This window comes from Pseudomonas sp. GW821-FHT11G12 (genome assembly GCF_058808055.1).
The window spans coordinates 875,221-890,402 of record NZ_JBXARH010000001.1 but is presented as its reverse complement, the minus strand read 5'-3'; the positions used below and the strand labels follow the sequence as shown (position 1 = coordinate 890,402).

The window sequence follows — 15,182 nt, the reverse complement described above, 5'->3', positions numbered from 1 at the left end:
AACCGATGCGGCCTTATTCGTCAGCGCCCGGCAAACCGCAGACGAGACAGCTGGCGCAAATCCCCTTCGACGTAATAGTCGTTGGTCCAGCTGTCATCCGCCGCCAGCGGCTGCACCTGCTTCAGCGCCAGTTTTTTCGCGAAATAGCGGAAGCGGTAATGCTCGTAGAACCGCAACAGTTCCAGGCCATAACGGTCCGCCAATTCGGTGTCGCCGCGAATGATCAGGAAGTTCTCGTCGTTGCCGTTGCTGGCCGCTGCGCTGAGATTGTGGCTGCCGCTGATGATGGTCGGGTTGTCACTGGTGAAGTCGGTGACGATCGCTTTGGTGTGCACCAGCAGGTTGCCCTTCTGGCCTTTCATGTTCTCTTTCAACCAGCCTTCCAGCCCGGTGTTGAGCAGCGCAGTGGCAGCGAACTCGGCCGTACGGTCGGCGTGGAATCCGGTGATGCGACTCACGGTGTTCTGCAGGCCGTAACGCAGGATGTCGTCGTGGGGCTGTCCGAGCAGTGCGTTGAGAATCGCGTCTGGCAAGGTAAATGCCGTGACGAATAGCACGTCCTTCTTCGCCGCATTGATGATGTCGACGAACGCCCGCAGATCGGCACCGCCACTGCGCGGCGAGAACCCGGCAAACAGCGGTTGCGCCGGGTTCATGGGGTTGTGCTGGGTGATCCAGTCGCGGGTGGCACCGACATCCGCCGGCGTCGCCCAGACCTGCTCGAACGTCTGCAGATAGCTGGCTGCGATGGCCGTGTCGTCCAGCACATGCACCACGTTGGCCTGACGATACACGCCGTTGGCGGTGAAATTGGTGCTGCCGCACAGCACGGCCTGCGGCTGCCGCTCACCACCGGCGATGTGGCTGAGAACGATGAACTTGTCATGGAAAATATCGTGGGTTACCCGGCCGCGCTTGCTGGTGTCCGGTAATTTGGCGAGGCTGGCCTCGTTCATCGTGGTGTCTTCGTCACCGGGCTTGGCGTGATACAGCACCCGCACCTGCACACCGCGATCGAATGCGGCGTTCACCGTGTCGATGATGGCTTGCAGTTGATACTCGTAGATCGCGATGTCCAGTGCCCATTGCCCGTCGACGGCGCGCTCGATAAACCCTTGCAAGCGCCCGAGCAGGCCGTTTTCCAGCCATTGTCGAGCGGCGTCTGGCCAGGCTTCGATAGGCATGTCTTTGTTGGCGCTGATCTGTGCGTCGAGATCGGGAAACTTGCGCTGGAATGCCTGGCTGGCGGCCACGGCGCGGTTAAAGATCACGCTCTGGTTGGCCGGGTGACCGTCATCCGAGGTAATGCTCAGTTCCAGCGACTCCCCCAGCACCGGCGCGTCGGCAGTGCCATAGGCCAAGTGCACGCGGTAGTGCATGGTTGTGCCGGGATAGACCGCGTAATCGGCCCAGCGAAATTTCTGCAGGGGCGCGATGTCACTCGGTGTGGCGTGAAACTGCGGGAAGGTGTGAGCCTTGCCGGGAAAAGTCAGGCTGTTGAACAGGAACTGCCAGGGTTTGTCGCCCTGCTGCTTCTCGATGGCAAACCCCAGCAGGCCTTTGCGGCGGGGTTCGGCGAGGTCCATCGCCAGCAGCACGCCGTTGGTGCCGGCGTAAGCCTTTACGCGAAAATCGTCCTGAGAATTGGCAACCAGTACGCGCATGATTCACTCCTTGTGAGATGGGCTGGTTGCAGCATAGACCTCAGATCGACGATAGATCGTCAATATGACGGTAATCCGCTTCCAGTGCAGTCGCCAACTGCCTGGCCCGGCCCAACCGGATCGGCCCGCGTTCGATATCGATCAGCAGGCCCGGACAAGCCAGCACCGGCAACCCTGACCATTCTTTCAAGCGTCCATCGGTGAGCACCAACAGACGCTGTTGCTCGGCGGGGAATCGCTTGCGACGCACGGTCAGCCAGTGTTCAGCCTCAGTCAGCGCCGCCAGCAATGGCGTGCCACCGCCCGCGCCCAAATCCTCGAGCCACGCACGCAATCCGCTGGAAGCTTTCAAACCCTGCACCTGCCATTTCGGCGCTGCGCCGCTGGCGGTCAGCAAGGCGAGACGCGCCCGTTGTCGGTAGGCGTCATCGAACAATTGCGCGAGCACACCCTTGGCATCGCTCAACGCTTGATGACGACGGGTCGAGGCCGAGGCGTCGACGATCACCAGCCACAGTTCATGAGGCGTACGGGTGCGTAGTTGAAACAGCAGATCCGAGCGCACTTTCGGCCGGCCATTGAGCAATGTGCCCGGCCAGTTCACCGAGCCACTGCGAGCAGCATGACGTTTGCCTTGCCGGCCATTGTCCAGACGTCCGGCACGGGGTCTGGCATTCGCCCCCGCGTCGGATCGGGGGCGAATGCCTAAGGCTTTTTTGGCCAGACAGGTACTTCGCGACGCGTGCCGGTGGCAAGGGCCGGCGCCGGCATTTCACCCCACTGCCCCTGCCCTTCACTCGGCGCCGTCTGGGTGCCGGACGGCGATTGCGCTGGAGGCTGCGCATGGGATGAGGACTGTTCGCGGCGGCGATGACGCAGTGCAAATTCAGCCACGGCATCGATGTCCTGCTCGGCGATGCCTTCGGCGCCACGCCACGCCGCATGAGCCCGCGCCGCACGCAGCCAGACCAGATCGGCACGCAGGCCATCGACACCGGCCGCAAAGCAACGCTCGGTGATCCGCGCCAACGCTTCATCATCGAGGGGAATATTCGCCAAGGCATTGCGGGCGTTTTCACAGCGCTCACGCAGGGCTTGTTGCTCGGCTTCCCACTGCCCGCAGAAGGCCTGCGGATCGCTGTCGAAATCCAGTCGCCGGCGAATGATCTGTCCGCGCTCGGCCGGTGCCGTTTGACCGCTAAGGGCGACGTTGAGACCAAAGCGATCGAGCAGTTGCGGGCGCAACTCGCCCTCTTCCGGGTTCATCGTGCCAATCAATACAAACTTCGCCGAATGACGATGGGAAATGCCGTCGCGCTCGATCAGGTTGGTGCCGCTGGCGGCCACATCGAGCAGCAGGTCCACCAGATGATCCGGCAACAGGTTCACTTCATCGACATACAGTACGCCGCCGTCAGCCTTGGCCAACACACCGGGAGAAAACTGCGCGCGACCGTCGCTGAGTGCCGCATCCAGATCGAGGGTGCCGACCAGCCGTTCCTCAGTCGCACCCAATGGCAAGGTGACGAACTGACCGCTGGCCAGCAGATCCGCCAGACCCCGGGCCAGGGTCGACTTGGCCATGCCGCGTGGGCCTTCGATCAGCACGCCGCCGATCTTCGGGTCGATGGCGGTCAGGTACAGCGCCAGCTTCAGATCGTCGGCGCCGACCACCGCAGAGAGCGGAAAATGTGGGGTATCGGTCATGTTCAGCTCTCTTCTTCTATATCCAACAACAGGTTTTCCAGCGCTTCGCGGTACGCGCCCGGCTCCTGCCACATCCCGCGCTGCTGCGCTTCGAGCATGCGCTCGGTCATGTCGCGCAGCGCGTGGGGATTATGCTCGCGCACGAACTCGCGGGTCGCCGGGTCCAGCAGATAGGCGTCGGCCAGCAACGCGTACTGGTGATCGTCGATCAGTTGGGTGGTGGCATCGAAGGCAAACAGGTTGTCGATGGTTGCCGCCAGTTCGAACGCGCCTTTATAGCCGTGGCGTTTGACGCCGTCGATCCATTTCGGATTCGCCGCCCGGGAACGGATCACCCGGTTCAGCTCTTCTTTCAGGGTGCGGATCTTCGGCAAATCCGGCTGACTGTGATCGCCGTGATAACTGGCCGCCGCTTCGCCGCGCAGGGTTTCGACGGCCGCGAGCATGCCGCCCTGGAACTGGTAGTAGTCGTTGGAATCGAGCAAGTCATGCTCGCGGTTGTCCTGGTTTTGCAGCACGGCCTGCACCTGGCTCAGGCGCTGGACGAATTGCTCGCGGGCGGCGGTGCCTTCATCGGAACCGCCATAGGCGTAGGCGCCCCAGTTCAGGTAGACCTCGGCCAGATCTTCGCGGCTCTGCCACAGGCGACCGTCAATGGCGCCCTGCACGCCCGCGCCATAAGCGCCGGGTTTGGCACCGAAAATCCGCCAGCCGGCCTGACGCCGGGCAGCCTCTTCGTCCAGCCCTGACTGCCGCAAGGCCTCGCGTTCGGCACGCACTTTGGCGGCGAGCGGATTGAGGTCATCCGGTTCGTCCAGCTCCGCCACGGCTTGCACGGCAGCGTCGAACAAACGAATCAGATTGGCGAACGCGTCGCGGAAAAATCCAGAGACCCGCAGCGTGACATCGACCCGAGGCCGGTCGAGCAGGCTCAGCGGCAGAATCTCAAAGTCATCGACGCGCTGACTGCCCGTCGCCCACACAGGACGCACGCCCATCAGCGCCATGGCCTGGGCGATGTCGTCACCGCCGGTGCGCATGGTCGCCGTGCCCCAGACCGACAAACCGAGCTGGCGTAGATGGTCGCCGTGATCCTGCAAGTGCCGCTCAAGAATCAGGGTGGCCGACTGGAAGCCAATCCGCCAGGCAGTGGTGGTCGGCAGGTTGCGCACGTCCACCGAATAGAAATTGCGCCCGGTGGGCAATACATCGAGGCGACCGCGACTCGGTGCACCGCTTGGGCCTGCCGGGACAAAGCGACCGCTCAGAGCGTCGAGCAGACCGCGCATTTCGGCCGGGCCGCAGGCGTCCAGGCGTGGAGCGATCACTTCGCGCAGGGCACTGACGATCGCCTGCACATCTGACCAGCCAGAAGCGTCCAGTTGCGCCACATCACCCGCCAGTGACTGCTCGATCAATTGCGCCGCGAACAGCTCAAGGCGTTCACGGGTATCCCCCGCCGTACGCCAGATTTCATCGCTGACCGACATTAGTTCCTTTGGACGCGGGCCAGCCCAGGGCTCAGCAAGCACGCAATCCAGCGGATCGAAACCCAGTTGAAACGCCTTCGCCAATGCCCGCAACAGGCTCGACTGAGCACCTTTGCCATCGCCACGGGGAATCCGCAGCAGCGCCAGCAAGGTGTCGATGCGCAGCCGTCCGCTCGGCGACTCGCCAAAAATGTGCAGGCCATCGCGAATCTGCGATTCCTTCAGATCACACAGATAAGTGTCCAGACGCGGCAGCCAGATCGCCGCATCAGCGTCGCTGTCGAGGGCTTTGTCGAGTTGCAGTTCGCGATCGATCTGCGTGTCCCGCATCAGTTGCAGAATGTCACGCTGCAACTCCCGGGCGCGGCGTGGATCGAGCAATTGCGCTTCGTAATACTCGTCGGCCAGCAATTCGAGATTGCGCAACGGGCCGTAGGTTTCGGCGCGGGTCAGCGGCGGCATCAAATGGTCGATGATCACGGCCTGGGTGCGACGCTTGGCCTGGGCGCCCTCTCCCGGGTCGTTGACGATGAACGGATAGACATTCGGCAGTGGCCCGAGCAGCGCGTCCGGCCAGCAGTTCTCCGACAGACCCACGCCTTTGCCCGGCAGCCATTCGAGATTGCCGTGCTTGCCGACATGGATCACGCCGTGAGCGCCGTAGGTCTGGCGCAGCCAGAAATAGAACGCGAGGTACGCGTGCGGCGGCACCAGATCCGGATCGTGATACACCGCGCTCGGGTCGACCTGATATCCCCGCGCCGGCTGAATACCGACGAAGGTCAGGCCAAACCGCAAGCCGGCGATCATCATCCGCCCGTCACGGCACATCGGATCGTGTTGCGGCGAACCCCAACGTTCCAGCACAGCCGCGCGATTGGCTTCGGGCAGTGCATTGAACATCGTCAGGTAATCGTTCATCGCCAGGCTTTGCTGGCACGGGCGCTGATCCAGAGTATCGAGGTCGTTGCTGACGCCACCGAGCAATTGCCGGATCAGTTCGGTTCCGCTGTCCGGCAATTCGGCCGGCAGCGGATAACCTTCTGCTTGCAATGCCCGCAGGATATTCAGCGCAGCGGCCGGCGTGTCGAGGCCGACGCCGTTGCCGATGCGCCCGTCACGGGTCGGGTAGTTGGCGAGGATTAGCGCGATACGTTTTTCAGCGTTCGGCACCCGCGCCAGATCGACCCAGCGCCGCGCCAGTTCGGCCACAAAATCCATGCGCTCGGGTTGGGCCCGATAACACACGACATCGGACTGACTGCGCTCGCTGCGCCACGCCAGATCCTTGAAGCTGATCGGTCGGCTGATAATCCTACCGTCCAGCTCCGGCAATGCGATGTGCATCGCCAGATCCCGAGGGCCGAGGCCCTGCTCGCTCTCGCGCCAACCGGGCTCGTTGTCCTGGGCGCAGATCGCCTGGATCACCGGAATGTTGCGACGGAACGGCCGCAGATGTGGCGCTTCCGGGCTGGACTGGGCGAAACCGGTGGTGTTCAAAATCACCCCAGCCTCGACCTCATCCAGCCAGTCCTCGACCACCGACAGGCAACCGGGCTCTTTCAAACTGGCAACGGCGATCGGCAGCGGATTGAGTCCGGCAGCCTGCAACCGTTGGCAGAACACGTCGATAAACGCCGTGTTGGCCGCTTGCAAATGCGAGCGATAAAACAACACCGCCGCGACCGGTTGACCGGGCAGCCAATCGGTTTGCCAGTCGCTCAGTGCGGCGGTGTTTTTGTTTGGGTGGTAAATCGCCGTGCGCGGCAGCGTTTGCGGCTTGCCCCACACGTAATCCCGCGCCAGCCAGCGATTGGCCAGACAGCGGAAGAAGTCCAGCGCATTGCCCATGCCGCCCTGACGCAGGAACTGCCAGAGCCGGTCACGATCCTCGGCGCCCACGGTGCTCAAGTCGCTGAGCTCCGGGTCGGGACGGTCATCGCCCGGCACCAGAATCACCTGCACGCCACGCTCGGACAACTCGACCAGCCGCTCGACGCCATAACGCCAATAAGCGATGCCGCCATGCAGCGAAATCAGAATGACCTTGGCGTGGCGCAGCACTTCGTCAACGTAGAGGTCGACCGACGCATGGTTCTGCACCTGCATCGGGTTGGCCAGCCGCACGCTCGGGTAATCTTCGGGCAGCTGCTGCGCGGCTTCGGCGAGCAGCGCAAGGCTGGAGTCGCCGCTGCACAGGATCACCAGCTCGGCGGGGGTTTGTCCTAGATCGGCAATGTTGTCATCCGACACGAAACCGCCGGGCTGGGTCCTGAGCAGGTGCATGGCTTAAACGCTGAGCGCGGCGCGCAATTGCGCTTCGAGCTTGGCCGCGTCCAGTTCCTGGCCGATCAACACCAGACGCGTCACACGTGCCTCATCGGCGCCCCATTGACGGTCGAAATGCTTGTCGAAACGCGTGCCCACGCCCTGGATCAGCAAGCGCATCGGCTTGTTCGGGATCGCCGCGAAGCCTTTGACCCGCAGGATGCCGTGCTGAACCACCAGTTGCGTCAGCGCATCGAGCAACAGGCTTTCGTCGGCTTGCGGCAGTTCGATGGAGATCGAATCGAAAGCATCGTGATCGTGGTCGTCATGATCGTCATCGCCTTCACCGTGGTGGTGATCGTGATGGCTGTGGCGGCTGTCGATGTGCTCTTCGGACCCGGCACCCAGACCAATCAGCACGTCCAGCGGCAGACGACCGTTGCTGGCTTCGATGATTTTCACCGCTGGCGGCAGCTCTTCGGCGACTTCCAGGCGTACGCGAGCGAGGTCTTCAGGGCTGGTCTGGTCGGCCTTGTTGAGGATTACCAGGTCGGCGCTGGCCAGTTGGTCGGCGAACAGTTCGTGCAGTGGTGATTCGTGGTCCAGGTTCGGGTCGAGTTTGCGCTGGGCATCGACCTGATCCGGGAACGCGGCGAAGGTGCCGGCGGCCACGGCCGGGCTGTCGACCACGGTGATCACCGCGTCAACGGTGCAGGCGCTGCGGATTTCCGGCCACTGGAAGGCTTGCACCAGCGGTTTTGGCAGAGCCAGGCCCGAAGTTTCGATGAGGATGTGGTCGAGGTCACCGCGACGGGCCACCAGTTCGCGCATCACCGGGAAGAACTCTTCCTGAACCGTGCAGCACAGGCAGCCGTTGGCCAGTTCGTAGACGCGGCCGGTGGCTTCTTCTTCGGTGCAGCCGATGGTGCACTGCTTGAGGATTTCACCGTCGATGCCCAGCTCGCCAAACTCGTTGACGATCACCGCGATACGGCGGCCCTGAGCGTTGTCGAGCATGTGCCGCAGCAAGGTGGTTTTGCCCGAGCCGAGGAAGCCGGTGACGATGGTGACGGGGAGTTTGGCCAGTGTTTTCATCGGATGCCCTTTGGCAAGGTGGCGGGCATACGGGACGAGACCGGCAACACGGGTGCGTGCCTGGAGAGTTCGCCACCGGATCACCCCGCCCGGTTGAAAGTGAGAATCTGTGACGAGGCAGGTCTCCTGGCTGACGGTGTTCAGGCTTTGGGCCCGGTATTCGCTGCGCCTTCCCGCTGGCGCTTTGCAAAGCGTTGGCAGTGGCGTGGCAGCGAACAGCACCGTTCACAGTTGCGGGGGCAGCCGCGGCTTGGACCGCGTTCCCTTCTTAGCTTCGGCGTGGGCCGAAGAACCTCGAAAGCGCAAGGCTACGCAGGGTGTGGGGATGGGTCAATGGTTCGTGGAGTTTGGGAACGAGAGCATATCCGTTGCTTCGGGTGCTGCCGCTGGCGGTTTCGCTCTTACAGCGACTCACTTTTCCAAACGCCGAAAAGTAAGCAAAAGGCTTTTGCCCCGGCGTACGGCACTTCGCTGAGGCTCAGTGTTCCCTCGCTACGGTGTCCATCAGGGGGCATCGCCTACGGTTTGCTTCGCTGCACCTCCTCTCGATGTATGCGGCTTCGCCGCACGGCGCTGCGCGCCTACCCCCTGATGAACACCTCCGCTCGGCCTGCCGAAGGGGCAAAAAATCAAAAGCCAAAGCCAGAGCAAAGCCCGATCAAGAGCCCCCTCACCACTCACCACTCACCACGATGAGCGTTAGCTCGAGTAAAGCTTTTGATCTCAAGGCCCGTCGGCAGGCTGAGTGGAGGGATTGATCCGGGGGTGGGAGCGCAGCGACCGTGCGGCGCAGCCGCATGCATCGAGAGGAGGTGCAGCGAAGCAAACCGTAGGCGATGCCCCCGGATCAATCCCGGAGCGAAGGAACCCGAGCCACAGCGAGGGCCGAACGTCAGGGCATAGACCTTTTGGTTACTTTTGGGGCGTTTGCCAAAAGTGACCCGCCGTAAGGGCGGAACCCTAAGTGGCCATAACCGCAGCAACGGATATGCCCACAAAAACGGATATGCCCACAAAATTGACTAAATTCCCCAACCCATGGTCTCCTACACAACTTGTTACGGGTGCCCTGCAAAGGGTGAAACGGGAAACCGGTGAATCATGTGCTTTACTCTAAAGCCATGTCAGTCCGGTGCTGCCCCCGCAACGGTAAGCGAGCGAAGCGTCAGATCCACTGTGCCCAAGGGCATGGGAAGGTGACGCTTGCAGGTCGGCAGACAGCCACCCCTCGTGAGCCCGGAGACCGGCCCGCAACACACAGTACGCATCTTGCGTCACTGAACATAACAAACCCGCGGTGGGCGGGCGCTGTTCGAACCTCTGCGTGCCCGACTCGCAGGGGTTTTCATGCGCACCGTTCACCCGCTGACACTCCAGAGGGAAGCGCCATGTCGATCATCAGCAGCACCGGCAGCAACACGGACAAAATCTCCAGCACCACCACCCTGAGCCAACGCCTGACCGCTGCGATCTTCGCGTCGATCCTGGGTGCCAGCCTGGTCTATTTCGCCGGTTTCTCGCACATCGAAGCGGTTCACAACGCCGCTCACGATACCCGCCACAGCGCCGCGTTCCCGTGCCACTGAGACCTGACGACATGATCAAGCGTATTGCGCAGACCGCAGGTTTCACCGGCCTTCTGGCCGCCCTGCTCCTGACGTTGCTGCAAAGCTTCTGGGTGTCGCCGCTGATTCTTCAGGCAGAGACCTTCGAGAAAGCCGAGCCGGTTGCCGCCGTTCACGAACACGCTGCCGGCACCGCCGCCCACACCCACGATGCCGAAGCCTGGGAGCCGGAAGACGGCTGGCAGCGCGTGCTTTCCACTACCGGCGGCAATCTGGTCGTGGCTGTGGGTTTTGCCCTGATGCTGGCCGGTCTGTACACCCTGCGTGCGCCGACCAAAACCTCGCAAGGCTTACTCTGGGGTTTGGCCGGTTATGCGACTTTCGTGCTCGCTCCAACCCTTGGCCTGCCACCTGAGCTGCCAGGCACCGCTGCCGCAGACCTGGCGTCGCGCCAGATGTGGTGGATCGGCACCGCCGCGTCGACCGCTGTCGGCCTGGCATTGATCGCGTTCGGTGGCAACTGGTTGCTGAAGATCCTCGGCGTGGCGATTCTCGCTGTGCCACACGTGATCGGCGCCCCGCAACCGGAAGTGCACTCGATGCTCGCGCCGGAAGCACTGGAAGCTCAGTTCAAAATCGCTTCGCAGCTGACCAATGTGGCGTTCTGGCTGGCCCTGGGCCTGATCAGCGCCTGGTTGTTCCGCCGCAAAAGCGATGGTCAATACCACGCATGACCGATGACAGCGCAGCGCCGACTCTGGTGGTCGGCCTGGGCTGCCAGCGCGGCTGCCCGGCCAGTACGCTGCGCGCCTTGCTCGACCAGGCCCTGCAGGCGCATCGCATCGAACTCGAGGCGGTCAAGGCCCTGGCCAGCATCGACCTGAAACGCGACGAACCCGGCCTGCAGGAACTGGCGGCACAACTGGCGCTGCCGTTGCTGTACTTCAGCAGCGAAGAACTGGCCAGTTATCAGCAACGCCTGAGTCACCATTCGCAGATCGCTTTCGAACGCACCGGTTGCTACGGCGTGGCGGAAAGCGCCGCACTGGCGCTTGCCGAACAACTGATCCAGGCCCCGGCAAAACTGCTGATTTCCAGACAAAAATACGCCCAGGCAACCCTGGCATTGGCCGGCGCGGCGTAAATTCCCGATAATCCCCGCTTTCGATCATGAGCATTCTTCATCTGAACTGCTCTTGAAGCCTCGACCTGCCCTACTTTCACAGGATCCAACGATGACCGTTTACTTCATCGGCGCCGGCCCCGGCGACCCGGAATTGATCACTGTCAAAGGTCAGCGACTGATTCGCAGCTGCCCGGTGATCATCTATGCAGGTTCGCTGGTGCCGGCGGCGGTGCTGGACGGTCATTCGGCTGAAACCGTGGTCAACAGCGCCGAACTGCATCTGGAACAGATCATCGATCTGATCAAGACCGCCCACGCCAAGGGCCAGGACGTGGCGCGGGTGCATTCGGGCGATCCGAGCCTGTATGGCGCCATCGGCGAGCAGATCCGTTATCTGCGCGAGCTGGACATCCCGTTCGAGATTGTCCCCGGCGTAACCGCCACTGCTGCCTGTGCGGCGTTGTTGGGCGCCGAACTCACTCTGCCGGACATCTCGCAAAGCGTGATCCTGACCCGTTACGCGGACAAGACCGCAATGCCCGCCGGGGAAGAACTGGGTAACCTCGCGCAGCACGGGGCGACCATGGCGATTCATTTGGGGGTCAATCATCTGGAGAAAATCCTCGCCGAACTGCTGCCGCACTATGGTGCGGACTGCCCGATCGCAGTGATCCACCGGGCGACGTGGCCGGATCAGGACTGGGTGGTCGGGACGCTGGAGGATATTGCCGCGAAGGTGGCCGCCAAGGGGTTTCGGCGTACGGCACTGATTCTGGTCGGGCGGGTGTTGGGCAGCGATCATTTCAGTGAATCGTCGCTGTATCGCGCGGGGCATGCGCATTTGTATCGACCATAAAAAAAACGGCGCTCACGGGGCGCCGTCTTTTATGCCGCAGCGAACGCCTTAGTAGTAGGCGTTTTCTTTCTGCGTGTGGTCGGTCACGTCGCGAACGCCCTTGAGCTCCGGAATGCGCTCGAGCAAGGTGCGCTCGATGCCTTCCTTCAGGGTGACGTCCGCCTGGCCGCAGCCCTGGCAACCGCCGCCGAACTGCAGCACGGCAATGCCGTCTTCAACCACATCGATCAGGCTGACCTGACCGCCGTGGCTGGCCAGCCCCGGGTTGATTTCGGTTTGCAGGTAATAGTTGATGCGCTCGTTGACCGGGCTGTCGGCGTTGACCATCGGTACTTTGGCGTTCGGTGCCTTGATGGTCAGCTGGCCGCCCATGCGGTCGGTGGCGTAGTCGACGACAGCATCGTCGAGGAACGCTTCGCTGAACGAGTCGATGTAGGCGGTGAAGCTTTTCAGCCCCAGCGCTGTGTCTTCAGGTTTCTCTTCGCCCGGCTTGCAATAGGCAATGCAGGTTTCGGCGTACTGGGTGCCAGGCTGGGTGATGAAGACGCGGATGCCGATACCCGGGGTGTTCTGCTTGGAAAGCAGATCGGCCAGGTAATCATGGGCGGCGTCGGTAATGGTAATAGCGGTCATGGAAACTCCTCGCAGGCTTGAGGCGGAGTTTACGCCAATCGGCGCGCGGCACAAAGTCCTAGTATTTACGTAGGAATAGTTCGCAAATCGGCCAAGCGCCAGGTTCGCCGTCAATCCGCGCTTTAAGCCACGGATAGCTGCGTTTTTCTACCCATTCGCAGCTCAGCCATGAAGCGTCTCCGATGAGCAGCGCACAGACAAATAACATCAAATACGGGTTGACCCCATAGCGTCGGGCCAGATAAGCGCCTGCCCGACAGTACCAGCACGTACATCAGATACACCGACTCGAAGAAAATCTGCAACATCGATGGCGCTCCCGATCCCGTGCTACACAGGATTGGGACAGCTGCCATCGTTCAAACGATCAAAGATTCTCGTACCGATTCATGTCCAGCACGCCCTCTTCCACCGGGTCGGTTTCGTGGATGTACTGGCTCAGGTCATGGAAATAGAACCAGAACTGTGGATGGCTGCGGCGAATACCCCAACCTTCGACGATCTTCTCGAACTGCGGCGCATCCTTCGCGCTTTCCATGGCATCGACAAACGCCGGCACCTGATCCGCCGGGATGTTGAACATGAAGTTCGGGTAGCTGCTGAGCACGCCCGGATAAATGGTCAGGGTGTCGAGGCCCGGTTGATAGCGCAGTGACTCACCGAGCAGGAACGCCACGTTGCTGTGGGCGCGGTTGCGCAGCAGGCTGTAGACCTCGCGTTTGCCGCTGGCAGTTTCGATGCGCAGCATGGTCGCTTCCGGCAACTGATCGATCACTTTCAGCCCCGCCGCAGGACGCGCCGTCAGACGGCTCAGCGCCTGTTCGGCGTTTTGCAGCGCCGGGTCGATGTTCGGCCGCGAGCAGTAGGCATCCACGCAACGATTGATCGGATCGGGCCGTGCGTTGAGGTCGCCGTAACGGGCGAGCAACTGCATGGCGAAGTCATGCTTCGGGTCTTTTCCGTCGAGTTTCAGTGCCGTTGGCTTGTCGTCGTCGATGGACTCATAGTCCAGCCACATCTTGAACTGGCCGCTGCTCTGATACCAATCGTCGAGGTAATCCTCGCGGGAATCGGCCGGCATCAGACGCAGGAAATTCTGTTCGGCGCCGTTGCGGATCAGGTCGAAGTACAGTCGGGTCTGCGCCTGATGGGAGACGTTGCCGAATACATCGAAGTTGACCGCCAACTGGTAATAGGTGCGCTCCAGCAGCGGATAGTCGAACAGCCACATGGTCTGCGGCACTTCGCCGATCAGGCCTTTGGTCACCGACGCGCTGTCGAAGTGGCGGAAGATGCTCAACAGCGCATTGTCGTTGCCCGCCCACAGGGTCGACCAGCTCGGCGCCGGTTGGTCGGCGTAGCTGTCACGGCGCAGGGCTTCGTACTTGTTTCGCTTGTTGCGATAGTCGTGCCACAGGCTCAGGACGCTGCCGACATCGTCGTTCTGCCCCGGCATGGCCAGCAACGGCGTGGCCTGCCCGCGATAGTTCGGATCGGTGATGTACAGGTCATGTTCCGGCGCCTGGAACAGCGCCCAGAAATTATCGCGGATCACGTCAGTTGCGATCTGGCCACGGCATACCGGGCCGCGAATGAACGTGCGCACGAAGTATTCGGCGTTATCGAGCATGAACTGATAACGCGCCTGCGCCGGAATCGCCTCGAAGGTCGCAAACGGGTTGGCCCGGCTCTGCGGCCCGTAACCCGGCAGTGCATGCACCTGCCAGTTGCCGTTGTAGAACAGGCTTTTGACCCGCGCCATCTTCGCCGCACTCAGCGGATAAGTGATGTGGGTCTTGTGCACGATCACACCCTGCACCGGCCACAGGCGGTAATACACCTGGGTACCCGGATCATCGTTCGGGCGACGGGTGGCAATCAGGTCGATCGGCTGGCCGGTCGGCGTGCGCGAACGCACCCACTGGAAGAAATGCCCCGGCTCGCCGTCCTTGAAGTAGATGTGCGCCAGGAACCAGTGCTCATACAGCCAGCGCCCGACCAGACTCTCCCGCGCGCCAGGTTGATTGAGCAGGTTTTCCCACTGCACGATCTGCAGCGCTTCCTTGGCGCTCGGCGCCAGGCCCTGCTCATCGATCGGCGCGCCGGACGCCAGCCAGCGCTGCAACGTCTGATATTGCTGGTTGGTCAGGCCGGTGACCGCCAGCGGCATGCCCTCTTTCGGGTGGGCGCCGGCATAGCCGTCGAACTCGGCCGGCATCGCGCACATGTTTTCCCGTTGCAGGCCGAGGACGATGTCTTCCGGCAGTTTGGCGTTGGGTGTCAGTGGCGTTTTGTGCCCCAACTCCAGCATTCGCGCCATCAGCGCCGCCTGACTGCCCTGGGCGTCGAGTACCGAATAGAAGTCTTTCTGCTGCCAGGCACGTTTGCCAAAAGCGTCGTAGAACAGCCGCGTGGTCGGCGCTGCCTGAGTGCGTTCACCATCGTAGACCGGCATCTTGCTCGCGCCACGGGCCGCGCCTTCACCGCTGCCCAGGTTCAACTGGCAAGCGGAGTCGTAGCACGCATGGCAGGCCACGCACTTCTCGGTGAAGATCGGCTGGATGTCGCGGGTGTAAGAAATCGAAGGCGAGATCGCAGGACTTTGCGCCGCCGCGCCAAAGCTCAAAAACAGCAACACCATGCTGACGACGCGGTACGACATATCCTTGATCCTGATCCTGAATAAAAACGCCGCGATTCTACCGTTATGACGCCCGTGCCAACATGAGCGATATTCATGCAAAAGTGCCGCATGCTCTAAATCCGCACAGGTTTGTT

At 62.0% G+C, this 15,182-nt stretch carries 11 protein-coding genes, 1 pseudogene and 2 riboswitches; of the genes and pseudogenes, 4 read left to right on the top strand and 8 right to left on the bottom strand.

Features of this window, described 5'->3' with window-relative positions:
• Positions 1-20: 20 nt before the first annotated feature.
• The 5 genes from AC1RR7_RS04040 to cobW are packed head-to-tail and all read right to left on the bottom strand — an operon-like array spanning position 21 to position 8,224.
• A complete protein-coding gene (locus AC1RR7_RS04040) occupies positions 21-1,664 on the bottom strand; it encodes a phospholipase D-like domain-containing protein (protein ID WP_493156225.1) in 1,644 nt (547 codons plus the stop codon).
• 40 nt (positions 1,665-1,704) lie between these two features.
• The gene (locus tag AC1RR7_RS04035; RefSeq protein WP_493156965.1) at positions 1,705-2,388 is read right to left on the bottom strand and encodes a vWA domain-containing protein; all 684 of its coding nucleotides are present in this window, start codon (positions 2,386-2,388) and stop codon (positions 1,705-1,707) included.
• The gene (locus tag AC1RR7_RS04030; protein ID WP_493156223.1) at positions 2,370-3,371 is read right to left on the bottom strand and encodes a magnesium chelatase ATPase subunit I; all 1,002 of its coding nucleotides are present in this window, start codon (positions 3,369-3,371) and stop codon (positions 2,370-2,372) included. Before AC1RR7_RS04030 ends, AC1RR7_RS04035 begins: the two co-directional genes overlap by 19 nt.
• A gap of 2 nt (positions 3,372-3,373) precedes the next feature.
• Complete coding sequence (gene cobN, locus AC1RR7_RS04025) at positions 3,374-7,147, bottom strand: cobaltochelatase subunit CobN (RefSeq protein ID WP_493156221.1); 3,774 nt, start codon at positions 7,145-7,147, stop codon at positions 3,374-3,376.
• Between the two features lie 3 nt (positions 7,148-7,150).
• Entirely contained in the window at positions 7,151-8,224 is a 1,074-nt protein-coding gene (gene cobW / locus AC1RR7_RS04020; RefSeq protein ID WP_096821605.1) for a cobalamin biosynthesis protein CobW, read from the bottom strand.
• Positions 8,225-8,323: 99 nt separating this feature from the next.
• Positions 8,324-8,536, bottom strand: a riboswitch (cobalamin riboswitch).
• Positions 8,537-9,269: 733 nt separating this feature from the next.
• Positions 9,270-9,490, top strand: a riboswitch (cobalamin riboswitch).
• A 122-nt stretch (positions 9,491-9,612) separates the two neighbouring features.
• Here cobW and AC1RR7_RS04015 point away from each other — a divergent pair.
• The 4 genes from AC1RR7_RS04015 (at position 9,613) to cobM (ending at position 11,771) form a co-directional block, all read left to right on the top strand.
• Positions 9,613-9,810, top strand: coding sequence for a CbtB domain-containing protein (locus tag AC1RR7_RS04015; RefSeq protein WP_016983301.1), 198 nt, complete (start codon positions 9,613-9,615; stop codon positions 9,808-9,810).
• An 11-nt stretch (positions 9,811-9,821) separates the two neighbouring features.
• Entirely contained in the window at positions 9,822-10,523 is a 702-nt protein-coding gene (locus tag AC1RR7_RS04010; RefSeq protein WP_102621760.1) for a CbtA family protein, read from the top strand.
• Positions 10,520-10,933, top strand: coding sequence for a cobalamin biosynthesis protein (locus tag AC1RR7_RS04005; protein WP_085730754.1), 414 nt, complete (start codon positions 10,520-10,522; stop codon positions 10,931-10,933). Before AC1RR7_RS04010 ends, AC1RR7_RS04005 begins: the two co-directional genes overlap by 4 nt.
• Before the next feature lie 91 nt (positions 10,934-11,024).
• Positions 11,025-11,771, top strand: coding sequence for a precorrin-4 C(11)-methyltransferase (gene cobM / locus AC1RR7_RS04000; RefSeq protein ID WP_493064926.1), 747 nt, complete (start codon positions 11,025-11,027; stop codon positions 11,769-11,771).
• Positions 11,772-11,819: 48 nt separating this feature from the next.
• On the opposite strand, the gene nfuA is transcribed toward cobM, so the two are convergent.
• From nfuA to AC1RR7_RS03985, 3 genes and pseudogenes are all read right to left on the bottom strand, one after another.
• Positions 11,820-12,404 carry a Fe-S biogenesis protein NfuA gene (gene nfuA / locus AC1RR7_RS03995; RefSeq protein ID WP_003225494.1) on the bottom strand — a complete coding sequence of 195 codons (585 nt, stop codon included), beginning with the start codon at positions 12,402-12,404 and terminating at the stop codon, positions 11,820-11,822.
• Between the two features lie 58 nt (positions 12,405-12,462).
• Positions 12,463-12,691 (bottom strand): annotated as a pseudogene (locus AC1RR7_RS03990) (acyltransferase family protein); the annotation flags it as partial.
• An 80-nt stretch (positions 12,692-12,771) separates the two neighbouring features.
• On the bottom strand, positions 12,772-15,066 hold the full coding sequence (locus AC1RR7_RS03985; RefSeq protein WP_493156219.1) for a fatty acid cis/trans isomerase: 2,295 nt from the start codon (positions 15,064-15,066) through the stop codon (positions 12,772-12,774).
• Between the last annotated feature and the right edge of the window lie 116 nt (positions 15,067-15,182).